The organism is Streptomyces sp. NPDC001852, from assembly GCF_042891825.1.
GTDB lineage: Bacteria > Actinomycetota > Actinomycetes > Streptomycetales > Streptomycetaceae > Streptomyces.
This window is the reverse complement of the sequence record NZ_JBIATN010000013.1, coordinates 162,398-186,503: the sequence shown is the minus strand read 5'-3', so window position 1 is coordinate 186,503 and position 24,106 is coordinate 162,398. Positions and strand designations below refer to the sequence as shown.

Here is a 24,106-nt window from a genome sequence, read left to right as displayed (position 1 = left end):
TTCGCTGCCGGCCTCATCGGCGGCCCTGGCCACCGTGGGGCCACCGGCAACCGTCTCGTGGAGGACTCATGACCATCGCAGCCGAGGCAAGCGGCGTACGGCTCGGGATGCGCGCCAACCTCGCCCAGTTCGCCCTGCTTGTCGCCGTCAACGCCCTGGTCGGCGGCATGCTCGGCCAGGAACGCATTGTCCTGCCGCTGCTGGCCCGTGACGTCTTCCACCTGACCGCCTACACCGCCGCACTGACTTACATCGTGGCCTTCGGCGCCACCAAGGCGATCACGAACTTCTTCGCCGGCACCCTCTCCGACCGCTATGGCCGCAAACCCGTGCTGGTCGCCGGCTGGCTGGTGGCGCTGCCGGTGCCGGCACTGCTGATCTTCGGGCCGGCCTGGGGCTGGATCGTCCTGGCCAACGTCCTGCTCGGCGTCAACCAGGGCCTGACCTGGTCGACCACCGTCATCATGAAGATCGACCTGGTCGGACCGGAACGGCGCGGCCTGGCCATGGGCTTCAACGAAGCCTCCGGCTACGTCGCGCTGGCCGCCACCGCCATGGCCACCGGCGCCATCGCCGCCCATTGGGGGCTGCGGCCCGGCCCCTTCCTCCTCGGCGCCTCCTACGCCGCCCTCGCCCTGGGCCTGTCCACCCTGGCCGTCCGCGAGACCAGGGGCCACGCCCGCGCCGAGGCCGCCCGCCACCCTGCACCCAAGAACCCCGACCACCACGGCGAGCTGACCACCGGCCAGATCGCCCGGATCACCAGCTTCCATGACAAGGCCCTGTCCGCCGCCAGCCAGGCCGGCATGGTCAACAACCTCAACGACGCCCTCGCCTGGGGCATCTTCCCCCTCCTCTTCGCCGCCCACGGCCTGTCCGTCGCCGCGATCGGCGTCCTTGCCGCCCTCTACCCGGCGGTGTGGGGGCTCGGGCAGCTGTTCACCGGCTGGTGGTCCGACCGGATCGGCCGCAAACACCTGATCACCGCCGGCATGCTGATCCAGGCCGCGGCCATCGCGATGGTGGCAACCGGCACCAGCTTCCCCATCTGGGCCATCGCACTTGTCCTCCTCGGCGTCGGCACCGCCCTGGTCTATCCGACCCTGCTGGCCGCCATCGGTGACGTCGCCCACCCCGCCTGGCGCGCCCGCTCCGTCGGCGTCTACCGCCTCTGGCGCGACGGCGGCTTCGCCGTCGGCGCCCTGCTGGCCGGCGCCCTCGCCGACGCCTACGGGCTGACCGCCGCCATCTGGGCCGTCGCCGCCCTCACCGCCGCCTCGGGCCTGATAGTGGCGGTGCGCATGTACGAAACCCACCCTCAGACCTGAGTGCAGGCAACGGTCCGACAGCATGCATCCGGTGAACCGGCGAAAGCTCCGGCAGTCCTGGATTCGCCCATGAGAAGGCGGTGACCGGGACCATCACATCGCCACCCTGCTGTTTTTCTGCGTCGCCCGGACGAAGTGGCGTACGCCCCTGTGGCTGATCGTCGTCGGCGCGACCGTGGTGCTCTTCGTGGGCTGCTGTTCGTGGCGGCCAACATGACCAAGCTGCTCATCGGCCTGACCGTGTTCACCGTCATGACGACCTGGCAACGCGGCCGCGGCCTCGTCACCGCCGAACGCGCACAACTCGAGGGCCGCCTCCCCGAGTTCATCGACGACCTCCGCTCGGGGAAGGTGTCGACGCTCCGGATCCCGGGAACGGCGTGTTCCTCGACCGCGGCAAGCAGACAGCGCCGCAGAGCCCCAAACCCCCGAGGTGACTCCTTTTGAAGCGGGGCCTGTGCACAACTCGCTGTCTCGCGTTCCCACCCGGTGTCCACGGTGGTGAGCCCGGTTCGTTGCAACCCGTGGCAAACGGGCCCTCACCTGTCAGGGCCCATCTCCGGGCGCGGTGGTCGTCCGGATGATACGCAGCCCCTCATCGGTGGCAGCACAGACCGCGATCGCCGTGATGAGGAATACGCACATCGCCCTCAGCAAGGCCGCCTCGTAATAGGTGTCGGTCACCCAGTGGACGGCCCCGTACGCGGCAGCGAGCCCCGCGGCGGCGGCGAGACCGAGTTGTCCTGCCACCGTGAACAGCTGCGCCGGACCGCCTGAGCTCCGAGCTCCTAGCCCTTCCCGCAGGGCGCGTACGGCGGCCACCAGCAACACGCACCCTCCGCCCGCCGCGGCCAGCAGCGGGCTGCCGAAATTCACCCCGTAGCGCACCGCAAGGGCGGGTATGAGGAACAACGCCAGCGCCCAACGCAGCCCGTTCCCGACGATTGTCACCGCTGCGCCGGCGACCGCACGCCCGGGAAACCTGGACGCGGCCACCCGCACCGCCACGAGCACGGCCGACGCCCCCACGGCCCCCGGCAGCTCGGCCCCCAGCTTCCCCAGGTTGTACAGCAGCGCGGTGTCGTAGACGACCAGCACCAAATACCCCAGGCCCCACAGCGAAACACCGAACAGCACAAGCCGCGACGTGGAAATCGGCAGACGTTCCTCGCGTTCCCGACCTCCGAGCGCAGCGATGAGGGGCGGCGTCACCACTGCTGCGACCAGTCTGATGGCGATGTCCTCGATCGTGTAGGGGTTGCGCAGGTCCCACTCGGCGGCACAGAACACCGCCGTGTAGGAGGCTGCCGCGAGCCGGATCAGCGGCGAGCGGGCCACCCGCCGGTACAGACCGCGGTCCAGCCACCGCAGCACCGTCACGAACGCGAGCAGCACGAACGGCAGCTCCAGGAATGCCTGCACGCGTAGCACCGACGGCGCCAGGATCTCCGGTGCGGGGAAGTGCTCCGCGAGCCACCGAACGAGCGGATTGCCATCGGCCAACGCGAACCAGCCGTCGGGCAGATACCGGGCTATGAACGACGCGTCTCCGCCGTGCATCCGCACGACGTACACGGTGAACAACACCTGGTTCAGGTAGATGAGGAGGACGACGGCGATCAGTGCGCATTCCGGACCGATGACGGCCGCGCGCACGCCGTTCCCTTCAGGGGACGCCTCGGTGCGACGACAAACGGTCCTCGGCATCGCCGTCAAAGATGCTGCGACCGACACCACAACAGAGCCATTGACGAGCACAGACCCGACAGACACGAGAAACCGACCAACCCATCCGTGGAAACCTTGAGCCGGAGCACGCCAGCGGGCCGCGCCAGGGTGAGTGGCGCGGCCCGGGACGTTCGTCGCTTACGCGGTCAGGTACACCGTGCACTTGCCTGCCGCTTGATGGACCAGTGCCTCCACCGTCTGATCCTGGCCGGAGTCGCTCTTGTACCAGCTGTCGCCCGGCGCCGGGCGAGCCCAGCCGAAGCGCTTGGCGAAGACATCGACGTCGGAGGTGTCGGTGTGGGCGTAGGACACCCGGCGCAGTGAGCTTCGGGCAGTGAACCCCGGGACGTCCCCGCAGTCGGCGGAGAAGAACGCGACCAGAGGGTAGGTGTCATCCGACGACAGCGCGGAGTAGCGCAGGTTCCGCATCGAAGGCGGCGTCTTGACACCATGGTGGTGAAACACCTCCGCCGCGCTGACATCCGTGTCCTGGCCCTGGAGCGCCCCCGGGAAGCTCTTGTGCTGTCCCTGGCAGGCCGCCGCGGCCAGGACCACCAACGCGGTCATCGCCACGCCCGCCGAACGCCGGGCCAGGGACCTCTCGCCCGCTGTCCGGCGGGCGTTCCAGTCGCTCATGTCAGCCGCCCAGGTTGTAACTGTAGGAGCCCCAGACGTTGTAGTCCTGGGCCAATCCGTCCGCGTTCAACTGTGCCAGGTCGTTCTGTTCGATCAGGTGGCCAGGGCCTACGTTGCTGCGCGGCTCGCCGCCTGCAACATTGCCCCAGTTGTACCGCTTGAAGACACTCACCGTGATCGTTTCCACCGTCTTCCCGTCAACGGTTGTGGACACGCCGCTCACGTCGTACTGGTAGCCGTTCAACGCGTACCACCAGGTCTCGGGTGCCGAGTTTGCGCAGGTAGAGCACGGTGGCCAGGCCCCCTGTCGGCGTCGGTCAGCTTGTCCTTGGCCCCTGCGCCGCGGGCACGGATGCGTTCGCCTCCTGCGCCCTGGACGACGCCGGAATCCCCTGCCCGGCCGCCACCGAGCCCGCCCGCAACCCGCACCGAGAAGGGCAGCGGTGGGTGCTGAACACCGTACGGCGATCCTCGCCAACCCCCGCTACACCGGTCGGCAGGTCTGGAACCGCCAGCGCACCGACCACGACCTCGTCGACCGCGCCAACACCACTCTTGGCCACCGCGACGTCATGCGCGCTGCCGCGCCGGCGCCGAGAACTGGTCCTGTGTCTCGCGCGGGAGAATCCGCTGCGAGGACACCGCAACGTGCTGCCGCACAGACATATCCGAGGCGCGTCCGCAGATACACGAAGTTAACTTCCCCGACTCGGGCGTGAGACCGGTCCGGCCGACGATCGCAATACCTATCAAGCGACAGGTATCTGTCGACCGATCGGAGGTGCGGCGATGAGCCGGCCCGAACTCCCCCCTGCGCAGGGCCCTGTCGGCGGTGGCACGACCGGCCACGCCCTCTTCGGCTACCAGCAGGAACTCCGCCGCGGCGTAGGCAGCTTCGCGTCGTTCGCCGCGGGGTTCTCCTTCGTGTCGATCCTCACCACCGTCTTCCAGCTGTTCGGCCTGGGCTTCGGTCTCGGCGGCGCGGCGTTCTTCTGGACCTGGCCGCTGGTCTTCGCGGGCCAACTGCTCGTCGCGCTGTGTTTCGCCGAACTGGCCGCGCGCTGGCCCATATCCGGGGCGATCTACCAGTGGTCGAGCCGGCTGGCCGGCACGACGACGGGCTGGTTCGTCGGCTGGATCATGATCATCGGGCAGATACTCACGGTCGCGGCGGCCGCGATCGCGGCACAGGCGGTGCTGCCCGGTATCTGGTCCGGTTTCCAGATCGTCGGCGGGCCGGGTGCCGATCCGTCGGTGGGCTCCCCGACCGGTGCGCAGAACGCGGTCCTGCTGGGATGCGTTCTGCTGGTGATCACGACGGTGGTGAACATCCTGGGAATCCGCCAGATGGCCGCCGCCACCAGCTTCGGCGTCACGGTCGAGATCATCGGCGTGCTGGCGCTGGTGCTGATCCTCTTCTTCCTGCCCGAGCGGGGTCCGCAGGTGGTGGCCCACCCCACCGGCTGGGCCGGCCACGGCGGCTACTTCGGGGCCTTCCTCGCGTCCTCACTGATGGCGGCGTACGTGATGGTCGGCTTCGACTCGGCCGGCGAGCTGGCGGAGGAGACCCACAGCCCGCGCCGAACCACTCCCCGGACCATTCTGCGGGCCTTGACCACCTCGGGTGTCGGCGGCGCCTTGCTGATCCTGTCGGGGCTGATGGCGGCGCGCAGCCTGACCGACGGAAAGCTGGCAGCCGGTGGTCTGTCCTGGGTGCTCACCGACCGGCTCGGCGGGGTTCTGGGCCGCCTGCTGCTGTGCTGCGTGGCGGTCGCGGTGTTCGCGTGCACCCTGGCCGTGCAGACCTCCGGGGCGCGGATGATGTACTCCATGGCGCGCGAAGGCGCCCTGCCCTTCCACCGGCACCTCGGCAAGGTCTCGGCCCGCACCGGTACGCCGATCATCACGTCGATCGTGGTGGGCGTCGGCGCCGCGATCGCACTCGTGGTCAACATCCGCCAGTCGGCCATCTTCACCGCCCTGTCCAGCCTCTGCATCGCCCTGCTGTACCTGGCCTATCTGGGCGTGACGGTGCCCCTGCTGGTCACCCGGATCCGGCGAAGGGGCAGCGGGGGGCTGCCGGCGGGCGTCGACGAGACCGGCCGGCCCCTGTTCTCGCTGGGCCGGTGGGGAGTGGCGGTCAACGCGCTCGCCGTGCTCTACCAGGCCGGCATGACGGTCAACCTGATCTGGCCCCGTGCGGAGATCTACGACCTCACCGGCGACACCTGGTGGCTGCGGTGGAGCGCCCCGCTGTTCATCGGGCTCAGCCTCGCCGCCGGTGCCGGTTACTTCCTCGCCCGCCGGCTGCACCGCCGTATCGAGCTGAGGCACGTACCGCACACGCACATCGAGCCGCCCCTGGACACGCAGGCCGTCGCGGAGCCCGCCTGAGGGCCCGTGTGACGCGAGGGGACGCATCGATGACGTACCGACGAAGCGACGACGGGACATCCATGACCACCACCGAGAGCCCGACGGCCGTACCGCAGCACGGCCGCTACGCGACCGGGCAGGCTCCCGCCCGCGCCCGTGATCTGCACCTGACCGACAGCGTCCGAAGCGCCCGCGACGACGCCCGCGCCCAGGGCGGGCAGGCCGGCGCGTGGATGCCGTACCTTCCGGCGTCGGACAGCCCGTACTGCCCGCCGGGTGTGGACCCGGCCGCCCTGGTGTGGGCGGAGACGGTGGCGCCCGGCGGCTACACGCACAAGATCCTTGCTCGCGGTACGCGGCTGCGCTTCGACGACCCGAGCGGTGACGCCTGCGCCCACCTGCTGCTCTTCAACGCCCTGGAGCCGGTGGAGCGGCTGAACGTCGCCGACACCCAGAAGGTGCCGTGGCAGGCGTATCCGGGCCAGGACCATCCGCTGCTCTCCGGGGACGGCCGGGTCCTGGCCGTGGTCAGCGGTGACTCCTCCGGGCGGCACGACGCCTTCTGCGGCACCACCACCGACGCCTGGAACGAGCGCAAGTACGGTGACGCCCGCCCTGAGGGGCCGTCGCCGTCCGGCCGCGGGCTCTTCCTCAAGGCGGCCGCCAAGCACGGTCTGACCCGGCGCGACCTGCCACCCAGCCTGTCCTTCTTCCAGGGCGTACGCGTCGAAGGGGACGGCACCCTGACCTGGCAGGGCAGCGCAGGGGCGGGCACACATGTCGAACTCGTCGCGGAGATGCCCCTGCTGGTGCTGGTCGCGAATGTCGCCCACCCACTGGATCCTCGTCCCGGCTATGTGGTCGGCCCACTGCGGGTGCACGCCTGGCGTGGTGCCCCGACCGGCCCCGGCGAGCCGCGGTTCACGGCGACTCCGGAATTGCACCGGGCGTACCTCAACACCGTCGACTACTGCGAAGCCCGGGGGCTGTGACATGGCGACCACACGGACCGAGACCACGCCCGTCAACTACCGAACCGCCGCCGGCGGCACAGTCGCCTCCACCGTCCCCGTGGGCGCCGTGTACGCGGAGGGCTCCCCCCTGGACTGGGGTGCGAGCCTGGTCGAGGGCGAAGTCGTCCTGGACGAGACGGTGGCCCCCAACGCGCCCTGGTCGGCGGTGGTGCGGACGGGGCACGTCCTGACGATCGTCGACGTCGGCGGCAACCAGTCGGCCGACTGTCTGATCTACAGCGCCGACGATCCCGAGGAGCGCTACAGCGTCCCCGACACCCTGGCCTGGCAGGGCAACGCCTATGTGCGCACCGGCACCGTGCTGCGCAGCAACGAGGGCCGCCCGTTGATGACCGTCGTCGCCAACGAGGTCGACCGCCAGGACACCATCGGCGGCGCGTGCGGCAAGGAGTCCAACACCCTGCGCTACGGCCATCATGTGATGTTCCAGCACGGCTGCCGTGAGAACTTCCTCACCGAGGCCGGGCGGCGTGGCCTCGGGGTGCGGGACATCGTCTCCAACCTCAACTGGTTCATGAACGTGCCCGTCGAGGCGGACGGCGCGCTGGGCATCGTGGACGGCATGTCGGCGCCGGGCCGCCGGGTCGCGGTGCGCGCCGAGACGGACGTGCTGGTGATGGTGTCCAACTGCCCGCAGATGAACAACCCGTGCAACGACTTCAACCCCACCCCGCTGCGGATGATCGTCGTGGAGCCGGCACCGGACGACGTCGACGCACGGTCCGCGGACGCCGCTCGCACCGCGAAGGAGGGCGCGTGATCCGCCCCACCGCCGTTCTCGTCGCCAACCGCGGTGAGATAGCCCGCCGTGTGATCCGCACCGCCAGGAGGATGGGTCTGGGCACCGTCGCCGTCTTCTCCGACGCCGACCGGGCCGCCCCGCACGTCCGCGAGGCCGATCACGCGGTCCGCCTCGGTCCGGCGCCCGCCCGCGCGTCGTATCTGCGCGGGGAGGCGATCATCGAGGCCGCCCTCGCCCATGGCGCGGGCATCATCCACCCCGGCTACGGCTTCCTCTCCGAGAACACCGTCTTCGCCCGTGCCGTGGAGGAGGCCGGTCTGCGTTTCGCGGGACCGACCGCCGACCAGATCACGGCCTTCGGTGAGAAGCACACCGCGCGCGCCCTGGCCAAGGCCGCCGGAGTGCCGCTGCTGGCCGGGACGGAGTTGCTCGCGAGCGCCGAGGAGGCCGTCACCGCGGCCTTCTCCATCGGGCTGCCCGTGATGGTCAAGGCCACCGGCGGTGGCGGCGGCATCGGCATGCAGGCCTGCGCCACCGCCGACGAGGTACGCGGGGCCTTCGCGCGCGTCGCGGCGCTCGCGGAGTCCAACTTCGGGTCCGCCGGGGTGTTCCTGGAGCGCCTCGTGCGCCCCGCCCGCCATGTCGAGGTGCAGGTCTTCGGCGACGGCACCGGCCGGATCGCCGTCCTCGGCGACCGGGACTGCTCGTTGCAGCGCCGCAACCAGAAGGTGATCGAGGAGGCCCCGGCCCCGGCCCTGCCTGCTCATGTGCGGGCACTGCTGCACGACTCCTCGCGCCGGCTGCTCGCCTCGGTCGGCTACCGGGGCGCGGGGACCGTGGAGTTCGTCTACGACCCCGTGCGCGAGGAGGCCGCCTTCCTGGAGGTCAACACCCGCCTCCAGGTCGAGCACCCGGTGACCGAGGAGGCGTACGGTGTCGACCTCGTCGAACTGATGCTCGCCCTGGCCCGCGACGGCTGGGTCGAGGACGCGGTGTTCGAGCGGGAGTGGACGCCCGCCGGGCATGCCGTGGAGGCCCGCGTCTACGCCGAGGACCCCGGCAAGGACTCGCTGCCGTCCCCGGGCCTGATCACCCGGGCGGTCTTCCCCGGCCAGGGCGCCGACACCATGCCCGGCGTGCGCGTCGACGGCTTCGCCGAAACGGGGCTGGAGGTCTCGCCGTACTACGACCCCATGCTCGCCAAGGTGATCGCGAAGGGTCCCACCCGGGAGGCCGCGTTCGACGTGCTCGGCCGGGCCCTGGCCGCGAGCCGGGTCGACGGCATCGTCACCAACCTGGGCCTGCTGCGCGAGCTGACCTCGCGGGGCGAGGTGCGCGAGGCCGTGCACAGCACCAGCACGCTCGCCACCACCGTCGACCCCGATCCGCGCATCGACGTCCTGGTGCCGGGCGCGATGACCACCGTCCAGGACCTCCCGGGCCGGCTCGGCCACTGGCACGTGGGCGTGCCGCCGAGCGGCCCCTTCGACGCCGTCTCCTTCGCCGAGGCCAACCTGGCCGTCGGCAACCCGGCGCAGGCCCCTGGCCTGGAGGTCACCGCGGGCGGGCTGAGTCTGCGCTTCTCGGCCGACACCGTGGTCGCCGTCACCGGCGCTCCCGTCCCGGTCACGGTCGACGGCAGCCCGGTAGCCCTGTGGGAGCCGGTCACGGTCGCGGCCGGCGCCACCCTGGTGCTCGGTGCCTGCCGGGGGCCGGGACTGCGCAGCTACGTGGCCGTCCGGGGCGGCATCGACGTACCCGAGTACCTGGGCAGCGCCTCCACGTTCACCCTCGGCGGCTTCGGCGGGCACGCCGGTCGGGCGCTGCGCGCCGGAGACGTACTGCGGCCCGGAACTTCGCCGACCGCCGGCGGCGGCCCCACCCCGACCGAGCGCCGGCCGGCGATCACCTCGCACTGGCAGATCGGTGTCACCGAAGGACCGCACGCGGCGCCCGAGTTCTTCACCCGCGAGGACATCGACACCCTCTACGCCACGGACTACAAGGTCCACCACAACTCGGCCCGCACCGGCGTCCGCCTGATCGGTCCCAAGCCGCGGTGGGCGCGCCAGGACGGCGGTGAGGCCGGGCTGCACCCCTCCAACATCCACGACACTCCGTACGCGGTGGGTGCCCTGGACTTCACCGGCGACACGCCGATCATCCTGGGCCCCGACGGGCCGTCCCTCGGCGGGTTCGTCTGCCCCGCGGTGGTCGCCAGCGGCGAACTGTGGAAGCTCGGCCAGCTCCGCCCCGGCGACACCGTCCGCTTCGTGCCGGTCAGGGAAGCCGAGGCGGCCGCCCTGGATGCCCGCCGCTCCTCCCCCACGCTGATCAGCACGGGCGGAGACGGCGACGACGGCGTTCTCGGGCGCCTGGAGGCCACCGATGCCCGCCCCGCCGTCACCTACCGCCGGGACGGCGACGACAACGTCCTGGTCGAGTACGGCCCCATGGTGCTCGACCTCGGCCTGAGGATGCGCGTCCACGCCCTGCAGGAGACCCTCGCCGCGCACGCGCCCGACGGCGTCCTCGACGTCACCCCGGGCATCCGCTCCCTCCAGATCCACACCGACGCCCGCCGGCTGAAGGCCCGTGATCTCACCGCCCTGCTGCGCGAGCTGGAGGACGAGGTCCCGCCCAGCGACGAACTGGTGGTCCCCTCCCGCACGGTGCGGCTGCCGCTCAGCTGGGACGACCCGGCGACCCGGCTCGCCATCGAGCGGTACATGGCCGGGGTCCGCGACGACGCCCCGTGGTGCCCGTGGAACATCGAGTTCATCCGCCGGGTCAACGGCCTTGGGACCGCCGACGACGTCTACCGCACCGTTTTCGACGCCTCCTACCTGGTGCTCGGCCTCGGCGACGTCTATCTCGGCGCCCCCGTCGCCACCCCGCTCGACCCGCGGCACCGCCTGGTGACCACCAAGTACAACCCGGCCCGCACCTGGACCGCGGAGAACTCCGTCGGCATCGGCGGCGCCTACCTGTGCATCTACGGCATGGAAGGCCCCGGCGGCTACCAGTTCGTCGGCCGCACCGTGCAGATCTGGAACCGGTTCCGCAAGGGCGGCCTGTTCCAGGACTCGCCGTGGGCGCTGCGCTTCTTCGACCGCATCGAGTGGTATCCCGTCACCGCGGAGGAACTGCTCGAACTGCGGGCCGAGACCGACGCCGGGCGCGGTGACTTCCCGACCGAGGAGGGCACCTTCTCCATCGCCGAGTACAACGCCTTCCTGACCGCGGAGGCCGACTCGATCGCCGCGTTCCGCCGGCGGCAGAGCACCGCCTTCGAGGCCGAGAAGCAACGCTGGCGAGCCGCCGGAGAGTTCGACCGTGACGACGATCCCGAACCCGTGACCGCCACTGCTGCCGTCACCCTGCCGGACGGGGCGGTCCCGGTCACCGCGCCGTACACCGCCACCGTCTGGCAGATCGCCGCCGAGCCGGGCGGCACCATCGCGAGCGGCGATGCGATCCTCTCCCTGGAGGCGATGAAAATGGAGTCCACCGTGAACGCCCCCGCCGCCGGGACCCTGCTGGAGATCTACGTCAAGCCCGGTGAGCAGGTCGCCCCCGGCCAGATCCTCGCGGCGGTGCGGGCATGAACGCCATGGCACCGGCCGCCCGCGTCCAGGCCGCCTACGACCGCATCGAGGGCGCCGGCCGGCCCGAGATCTGGATCAGCCTCAGGCCGCGCGAGGAGGTGCTCGCCGAGGCGGCCGGCATCGACCCGGCGCTGCCGCTGGCCGGCCTGGTGGTGGCCGTCAAGGACAACATCGACGTGGCCGGCCTCCCCACCACCGCGGGCGCCCCGTCGTACGCCTACGAGCCGCGGGCCGACGCGCCCGCCGTGGCACGGCTGCGCGCGGCCGGCGCGGTGGTGCTCGGCAAGACCAACCTGGACCAGTTCGCCACCGGCCTGGTCGGCACCCGCAGCCCCTACGGCGCGGTGCGCAACGCCTGGGACGCGGCCCGTATCTCCGGCGGGTCGTCCTCCGGATCCGCCGTCGCGGTGGCGCTGGGCATCGCCGACATCGCGCTCGGCACCGACACGGCCGGCTCCGGGCGGGTGCCCGCCGCCCTCAACGGGATCGTCGGCGTCAAGCCCACCAAGGGCCTGGTGCCCGTGACCGGGGTGGTCCCCGCCTGCTACACCCTCGACTGCGTGACCGTCTTCGCCCGCGACCTGCAACTCGCCCGCACCGCCGCGGAGTTCGTCGAAGGCGCCGATCCGGCCGATCCGCTCTCCCGCACCGGCACCCAGCTTCCGCCGCCCCCCGCGCGCCCGCGGATCGCCGTACCGGCCGGGGAGCATCTGAACGGCATGGCCGACGGCTGGCGCGAAGCCTTCGACGCCGCCGTCGCCCGCATGGCGAGCACCGGGGCGAAGATCGTCGAAACCGACGTCACCCCGCTGCTTCAGGCCGCGGAACTGCTGTACGGCGGCGCGTTCGTCGCCGAGCGGTACGCCGCCGTGGGCGCGCATCTGGAGAAGCACCGCGACCTGATCGGGGCGGGCCTCGATCCGACCGTCGCCGCCATCGTGCTGGCAGGCCGGGAGAAGACCGCCGCCGACTGGGCCGCCGACGCCGCCAGGCTCGCCGCGCTCGGCGCCGCCGGACGCGCGGTGCTCGACGGCTGTACGGCTCTCCTGACGCCGACCACCACCTGGCATCCCACCCTCGACGAGGTGGCGGCCGACCCGGTCGGCGCCAACGCCCGGTTGGGACGGTTCACCAACTTCGCCAACCTGCTGGACTGCGCCTCGCTCGCCGTTCCCGCCGGGTTCGTGGACGGCCTGCCGTTCGGTGTGATGTTCACCGGACCGGCCTTCTCCGACCGCGCCCTGGCCGCGCTGGCCGAGCGGTTCGCCAACCCCGGGCTCGACCTGTTCGTGGTCGGCGCCCACCTCACCGGTCAGCCCCTCAATGCCCAGTTGGTGCAGGCAGGCGCCACATTGGTCGGCCCGGCCCGCACCGCAGACGGCTACCGGCTGTACGCCCTGGCCACCGAGGTGCCCAAGCCCGGCCTGCTCCGGGTCACCGAGGGCGGGCGGGACGCCGGCGCCGGGGCGGGGCACGCCACGGCGTCAGGCGGCGACGTGGGCATGGGAATCGAAGGCGAGATCTGGCGACTGTCGGCTTCCGGGTTCGGGGCGTTGACCGCCGCCGTGCCCGCGCCGATGACCATCGGCACCGTCGAACTGGCCGACGGGCGGCAGGTCTGCGGCTTCCTCGTCGAGCCGTACGCCGTCGAGGGCACGCGCGACATCACCCGCTTCGGTGGCTGGCGGGCGTACACGGCGTCCGCGTGACCGGAGGCCGCGGGGCGGACACCTGGTGGCAGGATGGGACCATGACGACGACGCGTCCCCGTCAAGGCAGGCCCCGGCACACGCCGCCGTCCGACCCCGGCACCTCCGCCCGGGAACAGATCCTCGACGCCGCCGGGGAGCTCTTCGTCGACCATGGGATCACCAGCACCAGCACCCGCATGATCGCCGAGCGGGTCGGCATCAGGCAGGCCTCGCTGTACTACCACTTCGCCACCAAGGAGGAGATCCTCGCCGAGCTGCTGGCTACGTCCGTGCGGCCCAGTCTGCAGATGGTGGACCGGATCCGGGCCCTGGTGCCCGAGCATGCGGATGCGGCCGCCGCACTCTACGCCGTGGCCGCCATGGACGTACGCACCCTCTCCCGCACTCCGTTCAACATCGGCACGCTCTATCTGCTGCCGGAAGTGCGGGCCGAGCGGTTCGACGCCTTCCGGGCCGAGCGGGGCCGTCTGCAGTCGAGCTACGGCACGCTGGGCGCCCTGGCGGCGAGCGAGGACGTCGCGCGCGGCCTGCCCGCCGAGCGGCTCGGCGAACTACTGATCCAGCTGGTGGAGGTCGTCATCCAGATACGGCGCTCCCGCGAGCCGGATGCGGCTGACACCGAAGCCATCGCGTCGTCGTGCCTGCGCCTGTGCGGGCTCGGGGAGCCGGCGGTGGCCGCCGCCCGGGAGGAGGGCCGAAGGCTGCTGAGCAGCCTCGACTGACCGGCGGGCCCACCGCACACCCTCCAGCGCCGCCAGGCAGCGGCTCAGCCTTCACCGGGCCCTCGGTGTCTGTCTGCCTGCGCGTCCGCGGCGGCACGCGTGGGGTGATGCGGGGGCGGCCGTCGTCATGTCCGGCCAAACCACCATCCACGGGCCCCTGGACAACACCCCGAGACCCGTCGGCTTCAGGGCCTAGTATCCGGTCCGACGAGGTTGCGCGGAGCAGACGGAGGGACGCCCGGACCATGTGGGAGCACGAGAGCGGGAGCGTGGAGGGGCACGAGGGTTCCGCCCGCGGCGCCTTGGCGGACGGGATCCGCTTCACCTTCCGGGCCGGCGCGGTGTTGTTCGACGGAGACGAGCATGCGGACGAAGGAGGGCAGCCCGAGGTTCGCGACCCGCGGATCGACCACCTCAATCCGCTGTGCGCGTGCGGATGGCGCGGCGACAACGTGCCAGTGCCCGGCAGCCTCGAGCCCACGACCGGGGACGGGCACAGCGGCTGGACCGTGCCCGAGGATGCCGCCGCACCGGTCCGTCAACTGTGGCAGCAGCACGTCACGGCCGTGCGCGGCGCAGCCGTACCGGCATGGCACACGATCCGCTGGGCGGAGCAGAACCTCGCCCTTCGAGAAGTGACCGCGCAGCAGCCGATCGCCGCGCTGCGACTGCTCCGCAAGATAATGTCGGATGCGGAGGCGCACCAGCTGGCCGCCGTCAGGTGGGCTTGCGAGTGGGGGGTGCCCTGGACAGACCTCGCCGCCCAGCTGGGACTCGACGAGGATGGCGTACGGGACCTGCACGCTCGGGCTGTCAACGGCTTCTGACTCTGGCGACGTGTCAATCCCCTCATGTGTGAGGACCTTTCTCGGTGGGCCGCCAGCAACTCCCGCGCCAGTAAGGTGTAGTTGGCGAGGGCGTGGTGCGCGGCTGCCGAATATTTCGCCCGGTCCAGGAGTTCGTGGCGGCAGGCCTGGACCCGGCGCTCCATGAGAGTTCGCGAGTGCAAGGGTGATATCGAGACCCCGAAGTGGTCGGGGCGCAGGCTCAGTCGGCCGCCGCGACTGCGTCCCTGATGAGTCGGTGAGCGGCCGCGTCGGTACGGGCGACGTCATGGGTCACCAAGCGGTCCTGACACAGACCGCGCAGGCCGGAGACGAGGAGCGTGGCCGCTGTCCGCGCCTGCTGCGGCGGGTGCCCCAGCCGCACGTAAGCCGCGGCGATGGGGCCGATCATGACCTCCACGGTCTCGGCGGCGATGTCGCCGTACTGCCCGGGATCGGTCGCGGCCAGGCTGAGCAGTTGCAGCAGCATGCGGACCGGCCCGGACTGCTCCCCGACGGTCATCGCCTCCCACAGGGTATGAGCCGCCTTGCGCAGCCCCGCGCTGTCGCGGACGTCGTCGAACATCGCGTGCGCATCGGGACGGCTGGCGGCCAGCGCCTGGGCCAGCAGGTTCTCACGGCTGCCGAAGTAGTACAGAAGCATGCGCTTGGTGGTGCCGATCGACTCGGCGAGCGGACTCAGCGACATCTGCGCGACGCCGTGCTGCTGGAGGTGGTGCACCACCTGCTTCAGCAGCTCGGCGCGCTTCTCGGTGTTGACGGGGCGAGGCACTCTTTGACTGTACCGACCGGTACGCGTAAGGTCCAGGAAGACGTAGATGTGCCGATCGGTACGTTAATCGAGTGGCGCCATGGCGACGGTCAGGCGCGGCACAGCCGAGAGGGGCGCCGATGAAACTGGTTGGACCGCGAACAGTGAAGGACCACCGGTACCGGAGAGGCGGCCACGGGGTGACCGGGCATACGGTCGGCCGTGTGCCCCGCGGGCTCTGCGGCACGGCCCGCCGTGGCGGCCAAGGGGTGGTCCTGTGAAACACCGGATCGAGCGCCCCCGGGGCATATCCGTGGCCAGAGTCCTCGTCGAGACCCTCACGATCCCGGCAGTGCTCTTCCTCGGCCTGCTCTTCTGCTTCCCCATGGCCTTTCACCAGCCCCAGCCCCAGCACGCCAAGATCGTGATCGCCGATCCCGCGGTGGAACGCACCGTCGACACCGCCCTGCAGCGGCAGCATCCCGGCGGGTTCGACGTCACCGCCGTCACAGACGCCCGGGAAGCCCGCCGGGCGGTGCTGGACCGGGACGCCGTGGCCGGCTTCGCCACCAAGGGCAGACATGCCGTGCTGTACGTGGCCGGGGCCAACGGCGCGTCCCTCGATCAGGCGCTGACCAAGGGCTTCACCCAGCTCGCGGCGCACAACCACCAGAAGCTCACCGCCACGGACGTAGCCCCCACCGTCAGCAAGGACGGGTCCGGCGCGACCCTGGTCTACTTCGGGATCGCCTGGAACGTCCCCGGCTACATACTCGCCACGACCCTGCTGCGGGCGGTGACCTTCAACCGGCGCACGAAGCTGATCACGATCGCGGGCGTCGCCGCCCTCTTCAGCGCCGTGGGTTTCCTCGTCGGGGTGGGACTGGGCTTCTTCCCCAACGACCCCGCGGCCCTGGCGATCGCCTTCCTGCTCACCACGGCCGTGGCCACGTTCTCCCTCGGCATGGCGCCCTTCGTCAAGCGCTTCTTCCCGCTGGCGGGTCTGGGCCTGTACGTCGTGCTGAGCGTCCCCTCCAGCGGCCTGGTCCCCGTCCAGCTGCTGCCGGGGTTCTTCCAGGACCTGCACGCCGTCATGCCGCTGGGCAACGCGGTCGACGGCCTGCGGGGAGTCCTGTACTTCGACCATGTGGGAGTGCTGAAGCCGGTCCTCGTGCTGTGCGCGTGGATCACCGCGGGACTGGCGCTGCTGGGCCTGGACGCGTGGCGGCACCACCGCATGGCCGTACGACGGGGAGCGGAGGACGAGCAGCAGGACATTCCCGAACCGCCGGTGGAGGACCCCTCCGTGGAGGCGCCCGCACCCACGGCACTACCGGTCCACCCGCACCACTTCGGCGAGCCGTTGCCGATGCTGGAGGGCACCGTCCGCGACGGCGAACAGCAGCCCGTCCGCCATGCCGCGGTGACCGTCATGGACACCGGCGGCCGGCAGTTGGTGCGGACCACGACGAACGCACGGGGCGAGTACGCCGTGACCGGTCTGCCCGAGGGATACATCAGCGTCGTCGTCTCGCACCCGGGCCGAGACCCCCTCGTCCACCAGAAACTGCTGCAGTCCGGTGTGGCCGTCCGGGCCGACTTCACCCTGCACGACCGGCGCGACGGGACGTCCGTCCGCGCGGGCGCTCAACGTCTCGATCTCGGACACGCGAGACACGGCTCCTGAGACCACACGGATGGCGCCGGCCGGGGCCGACGTGGTTGATGCGCCCTGCTCGATGCACACCGAGACGATCTTGGTTTCCCGGGAAGTCGCCGCCACCGCACGGCAGGGCTGATGCGTTCTCAGCCAGCGAGATGATCTGATCGCGTGTGTACGCGTCGCTGCGGACGGTTCGCCCGGTTCGCCATTGAGCGGTGTGCATCGTGAAGTCGCAGGTCACGGGTCTGGTGTGAAGGGCGAGTCGGGTATTCGTGGCGGTCGGCGGCCGATGACCATGGTGTAGATCATCGGGCAGGTCCGGCTCTGGCGGGATGCCGGGTTCGGCTGCGCCCACGACCGGCCCCCGCCTACGATCCGTCAGCAGGTCGGCACGCCGTGAGAACGCGGGAGGGGGCGGAGGATGCAGGAGCGGCAGCGGATCACCGCCCGCCGGAGCGAACTGGACGCTCTCGCCGAAAAGTTGGGCAAGCAACTCCAGGAGGCAGGTCGAGCGGCACGAACGGGCGATCGCGGAGCGGAGTGTTGAACCGCCTGGCCGAGCAGGCCCGGGCCGACGCCGGGCTGTCGCTCCGGCATCGGCGAAGGTGGCCGGGCGGGCAGTCCTGCTCATCCCGCACCGCGGCGACACGGCCGACGAGGGCGGGCTGCCCGGCGACTACCGCAAGATCCTGGCGATCGTGCGGGAGGCGGACGGCCCGGTGCAGGTCAGGGCGGTCGGCGAGCAGCTGGGGCTGGACGCCTCGGTACACGGCAAGCTGGAACCTTTGCGGGCGAAGATGACCAAGCTCGCCGCCCGGGGCTGGCTGCACAAGCGGGGCGACGGGCGGTTCACGGCACGTCCGTAGGCGCGCGGGGCGGGCCCGTAACTGACGGGCCCCCGACGGCAATGGGGATCGCCCTCCTGCTAGAGCACTAACGGCCGCTGAAGAAGTCGGTGAGGGCGGCGGCGACGGCCTCGGGCTGCTCCTCGGGGATGTAGTGACCGGCGTCGGGCACGATGACGCCGGTCACGTTCTCGGCCCACGGGCTGATGGAGGCCGCCATATCCGGGATCGAGCCGTGGCTGCTGGAGATTCCGAGGACGGGCGCGGTCAGTCGCCGTTGCTCGAGTGCCGCGCGGTTCTTGCGCGCGGACTCGGCGGCGTCGCGGTAGTAGGCGAGGCCGGCGCGCAGGCCGCCATCGACGGCGAGGGCCGCGCCGTAGTGGTCGAGCTCTGCTTCCTCGAACGCGTCGGGCGCGAGGGACTTGGTCTTCAGGAACCAGCGGATGTACTCCCGCTCGCGGCCGGCTATCAGCGTCTCGGGAAGATCGGGCACCACGTGGAACGCGAAGTGCCAGGTCTTGAACGCCAGAGTCGGGTCGAGGGGGATCGCTTCCGGCATGGTGATACCGGGAATTCCGGCGTCGAGCAGCGCGACCCCGTGCAGTCGGCTCTCGTAGTTCAGGGCGAGGGAGAAGGCGACCCAGGCGCCGATGTCGTGCCCGGCGAGCCAGTAGTCCCGCACGCCGAGAGCGTTCACGGCGGCCTGGATGTGCGCGGCGACCGTGTGCGTGTCGTAGCTGAGCTCCGGATGCTCGGAATTGCCTTGGCCCGGCCGGTCGATCGCTATGACCCGGAACCGATCGGCGAGAGCAGGCATGACCTTTCGCCAGGCCCACCACGTTTGCGGGAACCCGGTGAGCAGGACGACGGCCGGTCCGTCCGGCCGACCGCCTTCGACGGCGTGCAGGCGGACGCCGTCGGCGTCGACCCAGCGGTGCGTGAATCCGGCCAGGTCATGCAGGGGCAGGGCGGGGACGGGGTTGGTCATGGGAATCCTCCATCGAGGCGGGTGGACCGTGATTCGACGCTAGCACATCTTGAACTGGTCAGTTCAAGATGGGAGGATGGGCCGCATGGCAGGCAAGAAGCAGTTCGACATGGACACGGTGCTCGACGCCGCGATGATCCAGTTCTGGCGCTCCGGCTACGCCGACACCTCGCTCGACGACCTGTCCCGGGCGACCGGCCTGAACCGCAGCTCCATCTACTCCTCGCTCGGCGACAAGGACGCGCTCTTCCTTCGCTGCCTGGATCGCTACGCCACGCGCTACGGCGACAAGTTCGACGCCGCCCTCTCGTGCGCGGCCGAGGACCCCGTCGCCGCCGTCCGTGCGTTCTTCGATGTCACCCTGCGGCGCATCGCCGACCCCGCCGTGCCCGACGGATGCCTGATGGCCCAGTCGGTCATGGCGAGTCCGGCGCTGAGCCCGAGCGTCGCAGAGCATGTCAAAGAGTTGTTCGGCCTCCAGCGCCCGCGCCTGCGCACCGCGCTGAAGGCCGGCGGAATGTCCGACGAGAACGCCGAGGACTTCGCCGTACACATAGCGGCCGTGAACCAGTCTCTCGCGGTGATGGGTAGGGCCGGGTCGAGCCCGGAGCAACTCCGGGCGATCGTCGGGGTGACCGTCGACGCGCTCGCGCGGGCGCTGAGACCGGTCGGATAGCTGGCATATCAATTTTCTGTCTGAGAGTCATAGGCGCTTCTCAATGTTCGGAGGGGCAAGACAGATGGCTGATGCAGCCGGCGTCAACCTTGGCGGGTTGGAGGAGTCGTCCCTCTGGGAGTGACGGAAATACGCATCACGGAGCCCTGCACGGCGGTGACCTGCGCCGACGTGCAGGGCTCCGTCGTGCCACCGTGTTGCCCGTTGGCCGGCGATTGTCGTCCGGTGCCCACGCGCCGATACCGGACAACCGTGAGCCCGCTAGAAAAGTCCGTGTCGGGGCCACGCCCACCGCACGGCCGGCGGATGCGACGGAAACCATCGCTGTCTTTGCTGGACGTATGCGGAAAACGAGAATGCCGGGATCGGCAGCGGCCCGGGCTGGAGCGAAACACATGTCTGACAAGAATCACGCCACGGTGGCGGTCACCGGGGTGACCGGTGCGCTCGGCAGCCGGATCGCGGCCCGACTCGCCGGCCACGGCGTCCCGCAACTCCTCGGCGGACGTAGTCCCGACCGCGTGCCCGAACTGCCAGGCGCCCGGCGACGCGGTCCGGCCGCCTACGCCGACGCCGCCGACATGCGCAGGGCGCTCGATGGCGCGTCGACCCTCATCCTGGTCTCCGGACACCGTACGGGTCGTCGGCTGGAAGAACACGCCACTGCGGTCGAGGCCGCGATCGCGGTCGGCGTGGGCCGGGTCCTGTATGTGTCCCTCGTCAGCGCCACACAGTGCTCCGGGCGGGCTTCTACACGTCGACGCCTGCGGCCCTCGCCAACGAGCAATTTGTCGTGAGCGGGTCCTGCGACGACTGGCCGGGCCGCCTTCGTCACCCATGAGGACGGCGATGGCGACTGGGCATGAGCGGGGAACAGATCGAGACCTGGATCTCGTGGTATCAGGCGATCGAGAGGGGCGAGGTTTCCGTGGTCACCGACGTGGTGCCTCGACTCACCGGCCAACCGGCGATCCCGTTCTCGAACGCAGCCTGGTGGCCCGCGCCGAACACCGCCCGGGGTACCGCTGAGTTGAGACGGAAGCGAAGCTAAGACGGTGCCCCGTGTGGTGAGGCGGTCGTTCGGCGGTGCATGGGGCGGGAGTCCACGGTCGAAGGTGCGGCCTCAGGATGGCCGCCAACCAGTCCCTGCGGCACGTAAAAAGCAGGGGCGAATACGGCGTACACCCAATGCGGCCCCTCGGGAAGGCCCGGCCGAGCCTCGGGAGCGATGTCCATCAGTGCGTGCAGCCATGCTGCAGTACGAGAACAAGGCTGACACCGAGGACAAGTGCGATCACTCCCAGGACCATCACTTTCGTCTGATCGCTCATCTGCGGCCGTTCCTTCGTGCGGAGGGCTCGGTTCCTACCGGCGACTCGGAGTCCTTGACGGCCCGGACAGCGAGCCGGCCGTCGCCCGCACTCCAGGCCCGCAAGACCTGCCGGACACACCCGACATCCGCGCGGGCGAGAGGAATGTGGCCACTGGTTTTCTGCCTGGCCAGAATGGCACGGCAAGGAACGGAGGCGCATCACATGATCTGGTGATCGGTCCGGCCGTTCCCTCCCCTGTTGCGAGTAACTCCTCCTTACCGCCCTGGGTCGATCTTTCTGCGGTCAAGCCCGAAAGGGACGCCCTGAAGAAGGGCGGCGGGTCGCACGCCGACCAATCACTCGATCGTGCGATGTTCCCCGCCCTTTTCCGATCCATAGTGATTCCTGTCAGCGATCGATAACACAAGGGGAAATGATCATGGAAAAGCTCGCACATCGCATCGGGATCGCGACTGCTTCCCTTGCAGTCGCCACAGGTGCTCTCTTCGCTGTCGGCGGTTCCGCGAGTGCGGCCGCTTTTCCGGCAGACACGCCCACTCCCACCCAATCAAATGTGGTTGCGGGGACGGGAGCCACCGGCTGGAACCACGGCGGGTACGGCGGAGTCGGGAGTGAGAGCTACCGCCACCACGGGAACCCCTCGGACGGGCACTGCGGCCGCTACGCCTACGACCGCTTCGACCGGTTCTACCCCTGGGTCTGGGACCAGCTCACGGAGCTCGGAGACGTCAACTGACCCTGAGCGTCCGTCAACGCGAACTCCTCGCCCCAGCTGCCACACCAACGCCTGCCCCGTCGGACTCGCCACCCAGGACCCGTGCCGCGCCAGGGCATTGAACGTCCACGAAACTCACAAGTCGGGGGTGTTTTGCACGATGAGCAGCACTGACAGTGCCCTGAGCTCTACGCCAGCTGGGTCCCCACCTTCCTCGTCTTGTCACACGCGCATCCCGGAGTGCGCCACCACCGATCTCGACTCTCCGAAGTATGAGGCAGGCCAAACATTCACCGATGGGCTGGAGCCCTGGCTTTCAGCGTGGCTGGCAGTCGGCCAGGAGAATCGCTGACAGAAAATGCTATTCCCCCATCCCCTCGTTGAAGCTGATGAGCCGACAATGACTGACACCGTCATCTGGTTGATCGGATTCCGCTACCACATTGCCCCCGATCGTATAATTCGGTGCTTCTACCTGGTCGACAACGCCAGGGACCAGCAACAGGCTCGGCGGATCGCAGCCGAACGGGCGGAGACACCCGCCGAACGTGGACGACGCAATCACCTCATTCTTGACCAGGCTTGGACCGAAATACGGTGCCTGCACTGTGACTCCATCGGCAGATGGAAATTTGAGCTCGCGGAGGATTCCCGCTGAACATCGTCCGCCACGGCCCAGCATGGCAGCGCCAAACCGGGGATGGTGCAGTAACGGTGAGCCAGTCAGAGCTATCTAAGACTTGTCCCGTAACTGATCTTCGACTGCAGCAGGTGGATCTTCGTGCGCTGGGGCTCCGAGGCTGGCTGCTGGGCACTTCCTAGCTGGCACTGCTGCTCGTGGAGGAGTGGAGCCTCATCTGTTCCTGGATGCTGCGGGCCGCAGCCACGAGCTCAGCAGGCAGCGCGGGACCAGCACACGCGTGATCAATCAGCAGATCCCGGTACGAGTCGTTCTGCAGGTTCGGCGCCAGTTCGATGAGTTCGCTCAGATCGGCAGGCGAGCCGGTCAGTCGTGCCCGGTAGGCAGCCCCGGCCGCGCGGAGTGAGAGCTCAGCCGGCTCGTATCTCATCCCCTGATCGATTAGCTGGACCGCAGAGGTGAAGTCGCCCTGCTCAGCACGCACATCGGCCAGGTCGAGGTAGAGGGACCAGTTGGCCGGTTCCAGGGCAAGAGCGCGCTCGAACGCCGCCACTGTCTGGTGAAGATCACCCAGCTTGCGCCACGTGCCCGCTCGCACAACTTCCGTCAGCATGATCGGCTCAACGGAGTCTGCCTGGTCGCAGAGGGCAAACGACGCATCGGTGAGACCGCATGCCCGCAGCAGGATCGCCATCTTGGCCAACGCCTCCGGCAACGGCTGGCGGGCAGCGACAACGTCGATGGCTTCGAACCAGGGCCGAAATCGTTCCCGCATGCTTTCGGTGTCCAGATCACGGCCGTAGTCCATCGTCCGCATTGCGGCCTCGGCCAGCGCATCCGCACTCACCTCACCGAGGAATCGTGCATCGCTGAACCAGGGGGCTTTGGCCCATGCGATGTCGGGTCGCACACCCGTGACCGATCCGATCGCCAGCGCCGCGCCGTTCATGTCCCCCTCAAGGAAGCTGATGTACGACTGCACCAGTACCGTCCTCAAGGAGTCGGCACCCCGAACGGCTTCGGCCAGTTCCGACGGCTTGTCGCTCCACAACTCGGCAAGAACCGTATAGGGCTCGGGGTTCTCAGGCGCGGAGGCGATGGCACCCGCCAGATAGTGCACGGCTGCCGCTGGGCTGCCCCCGCAGTGCGCCATCACCCGCGCGAGACCTACTCCAGCTGCTACCGCCCGATTCGCCATCGTCCGAGAGTATCCCTGATCCGGCCGTCTGCCAGCCGCCCCCATGGCCCGTTGGACACGATGCCATGATCTTGTTGTGGCAGGAGTGATTGCGGCGTCGGACCCGTCCTGGATAGCCCCGTTCACCGGGCTGGGCCCGCGCCAGTTCCGCAGGCTGATCACCGCGCTGCGGCGTGAGGGCGCGGACCCGGTCCGCAAGGGCCGGCCCTGGGGGCGGCTGCTGTTGGAGGACCGGGTTCTGTTGGTCGCCGCCTACTGGCGCACGAACCTGACACTGCGGCAGCTCGCCCCGCTGTTCGGGATCTCAAAGTCCGCGGCCGACCGCGTCATCGGGCATCTCGGTCCCCTGCTCGCGCTCCGGCCGCGCAAGCGGTTTCGCAAGGACGCCGTGCTCATTGTGGACGGCACCCTGGTGCCCACCCGCGACCACACAGTCGCCGAGCAGTCCAAGAATTACCGTTCGCCCTTGGCTCCCGCACCTGCCGACTGATGCTGCCATGCCTCGGGCGGGGCCTGGGCGAGGACGTGGTCGATGCGCGGGCCGTGCACGGGCTGCGACTTGGGC

20 protein-coding genes and 1 pseudogene are annotated in these 24,106 nt (G+C 70.0%); 15 read left to right on the top strand and 6 right to left on the bottom strand.

Going from position 1 to position 24,106, the window contains the following annotated elements; all coding sequences use genetic code 11:
- Nucleotides 1-68 precede the first annotated feature (68 nt).
- On the top strand, nucleotides 69-1,328 hold the full coding sequence (locus ACFYZB_RS23605) for an MFS transporter (protein WP_388761870.1): 1,260 nt from the start codon (nucleotides 69-71) through the stop codon (nucleotides 1,326-1,328).
- 213 nt (nucleotides 1,329-1,541) lie between these two features.
- Nucleotides 1,542-1,775 carry a hypothetical protein gene (locus ACFYZB_RS23600; RefSeq protein WP_388761868.1) on the top strand — a complete coding sequence of 78 codons (234 nt, stop codon included), beginning with the start codon at nucleotides 1,542-1,544 and terminating at the stop codon, nucleotides 1,773-1,775.
- Nucleotides 1,776-1,874: 99 nt separating this feature from the next.
- Here ACFYZB_RS23600 and ACFYZB_RS23595 read toward each other — a convergent pair whose 3' ends face one another.
- The 3 genes from ACFYZB_RS23595 to ACFYZB_RS23585 form a co-directional block, all read right to left on the bottom strand.
- Complete coding sequence (locus ACFYZB_RS23595; RefSeq protein WP_388761866.1) at nucleotides 1,875-2,984, bottom strand: hypothetical protein; 1,110 nt, start codon at nucleotides 2,982-2,984, stop codon at nucleotides 1,875-1,877.
- A 210-nt stretch (nucleotides 2,985-3,194) separates the two neighbouring features.
- A complete protein-coding gene (locus ACFYZB_RS23590; RefSeq protein ID WP_388761863.1) occupies nucleotides 3,195-3,692 on the bottom strand; it encodes a hypothetical protein in 498 nt (165 codons plus the stop codon).
- 1 nt (nucleotide 3,693) lies between these two features.
- Complete coding sequence (locus ACFYZB_RS23585; protein WP_388761861.1) at nucleotides 3,694-3,936, bottom strand: hypothetical protein; 243 nt, start codon at nucleotides 3,934-3,936, stop codon at nucleotides 3,694-3,696.
- A 545-nt stretch (nucleotides 3,937-4,481) separates the two neighbouring features.
- Here ACFYZB_RS23585 and ACFYZB_RS23580 point away from each other — a divergent pair.
- The 7 genes from ACFYZB_RS23580 to ACFYZB_RS23550 all read left to right on the top strand — a co-directional run bounded on the left by ACFYZB_RS23580 (nucleotide 4,482) and on the right by ACFYZB_RS23550 (nucleotide 14,713).
- Nucleotides 4,482-6,086, top strand: coding sequence for an amino acid permease (locus ACFYZB_RS23580; protein WP_388761858.1), 1,605 nt, complete (start codon nucleotides 4,482-4,484; stop codon nucleotides 6,084-6,086).
- Nucleotides 6,087-6,148: 62 nt separating this feature from the next.
- Entirely contained in the window at nucleotides 6,149-7,060 is a 912-nt protein-coding gene (locus ACFYZB_RS23575) for an urea amidolyase associated protein UAAP1 (protein WP_388761855.1), read from the top strand.
- Between the two features lies 1 nt (nucleotide 7,061).
- Entirely contained in the window at nucleotides 7,062-7,862 is an 801-nt protein-coding gene (locus ACFYZB_RS23570; protein WP_388761852.1) for an urea amidolyase associated protein UAAP2, read from the top strand.
- Complete coding sequence (gene uca / locus ACFYZB_RS23565; protein ID WP_388761849.1) at nucleotides 7,859-11,452, top strand: urea carboxylase; 3,594 nt, start codon at nucleotides 7,859-7,861, stop codon at nucleotides 11,450-11,452. Before ACFYZB_RS23570 ends, uca begins: the two co-directional genes overlap by 4 nt.
- Nucleotides 11,453-11,457: 5 nt before the next feature.
- Nucleotides 11,458-13,161, top strand: a complete 1,704-nt coding sequence (locus ACFYZB_RS23560; protein ID WP_388762085.1) for an allophanate hydrolase — start codon at nucleotides 11,458-11,460, stop codon at nucleotides 13,159-13,161.
- A gap of 41 nt (nucleotides 13,162-13,202) precedes the next feature.
- On the top strand, nucleotides 13,203-13,886 hold the full coding sequence (locus ACFYZB_RS23555; RefSeq protein WP_388761846.1) for a TetR/AcrR family transcriptional regulator: 684 nt from the start codon (nucleotides 13,203-13,205) through the stop codon (nucleotides 13,884-13,886).
- 245 nt (nucleotides 13,887-14,131) lie between these two features.
- Nucleotides 14,132-14,713, top strand: a complete 582-nt coding sequence (locus ACFYZB_RS23550) for a hypothetical protein (protein ID WP_388761843.1) — start codon at nucleotides 14,132-14,134, stop codon at nucleotides 14,711-14,713.
- A gap of 220 nt (nucleotides 14,714-14,933) precedes the next feature.
- Here the strand turns inward: ACFYZB_RS23550 and ACFYZB_RS23545 are convergent, their stop codons facing one another.
- Nucleotides 14,934-15,503: a TetR family transcriptional regulator gene (locus ACFYZB_RS23545; RefSeq protein ID WP_351207737.1), complete on the bottom strand. Its 570-nt coding sequence runs from the start codon at nucleotides 15,501-15,503 to the stop codon at nucleotides 14,934-14,936.
- A 256-nt stretch (nucleotides 15,504-15,759) separates the two neighbouring features.
- Between ACFYZB_RS23545 and ACFYZB_RS23540 the strand changes: the two genes are divergently transcribed.
- Together ACFYZB_RS23540 and ACFYZB_RS23535 are read left to right on the top strand one after the other, a co-directional pair.
- A complete protein-coding gene (locus ACFYZB_RS23540; RefSeq protein ID WP_388761840.1) occupies nucleotides 15,760-17,169 on the top strand; it encodes a carboxypeptidase regulatory-like domain-containing protein in 1,410 nt (469 codons plus the stop codon).
- A gap of 581 nt (nucleotides 17,170-17,750) precedes the next feature.
- On the top strand, nucleotides 17,751-18,011 hold the full coding sequence (locus ACFYZB_RS23535) for a hypothetical protein (RefSeq protein WP_388761837.1): 261 nt from the start codon (nucleotides 17,751-17,753) through the stop codon (nucleotides 18,009-18,011).
- A gap of 67 nt (nucleotides 18,012-18,078) precedes the next feature.
- Here the strand turns inward: ACFYZB_RS23535 and ACFYZB_RS23530 are convergent, their stop codons facing one another.
- Nucleotides 18,079-18,978 carry an alpha/beta fold hydrolase gene (locus ACFYZB_RS23530; protein WP_388761835.1) on the bottom strand — a complete coding sequence of 300 codons (900 nt, stop codon included), beginning with the start codon at nucleotides 18,976-18,978 and terminating at the stop codon, nucleotides 18,079-18,081.
- 85 nt (nucleotides 18,979-19,063) lie between these two features.
- Here ACFYZB_RS23530 and ACFYZB_RS23525 point away from each other — a divergent pair, with 85 nt between their 5' ends.
- The 3 genes from ACFYZB_RS23525 to ACFYZB_RS23515 all read left to right on the top strand — a co-directional run bounded on the left by ACFYZB_RS23525 (nucleotide 19,064) and on the right by ACFYZB_RS23515 (nucleotide 21,724).
- On the top strand, nucleotides 19,064-19,654 hold the full coding sequence (locus ACFYZB_RS23525; protein ID WP_285555029.1) for a TetR/AcrR family transcriptional regulator: 591 nt from the start codon (nucleotides 19,064-19,066) through the stop codon (nucleotides 19,652-19,654).
- Between the two features lie 395 nt (nucleotides 19,655-20,049).
- The gene (locus ACFYZB_RS23520; RefSeq protein WP_388761831.1) at nucleotides 20,050-20,451 is read left to right on the top strand and encodes an NAD(P)H-binding protein; all 402 of its coding nucleotides are present in this window, start codon (nucleotides 20,050-20,052) and stop codon (nucleotides 20,449-20,451) included.
- A 1,090-nt stretch (nucleotides 20,452-21,541) separates the two neighbouring features.
- Nucleotides 21,542-21,724, top strand: a complete 183-nt coding sequence (locus ACFYZB_RS23515) for a hypothetical protein (protein ID WP_388761828.1) — start codon at nucleotides 21,542-21,544, stop codon at nucleotides 21,722-21,724.
- Between the two features lie 797 nt (nucleotides 21,725-22,521).
- Here the strand turns inward: ACFYZB_RS23515 and ACFYZB_RS23510 are convergent.
- A complete protein-coding gene (locus tag ACFYZB_RS23510; protein ID WP_388761825.1) occupies nucleotides 22,522-23,463 on the bottom strand; it encodes a tetratricopeptide repeat protein in 942 nt (313 codons plus the stop codon).
- Nucleotides 23,464-23,617: 154 nt separating this feature from the next.
- Here ACFYZB_RS23510 and ACFYZB_RS23505 point away from each other — a divergent pair.
- Nucleotides 23,618-24,001 (top strand): annotated as a pseudogene (locus ACFYZB_RS23505) (transposase family protein); the annotation flags it as partial.
- Between the last annotated feature and the right edge of the window lie 105 nt (nucleotides 24,002-24,106).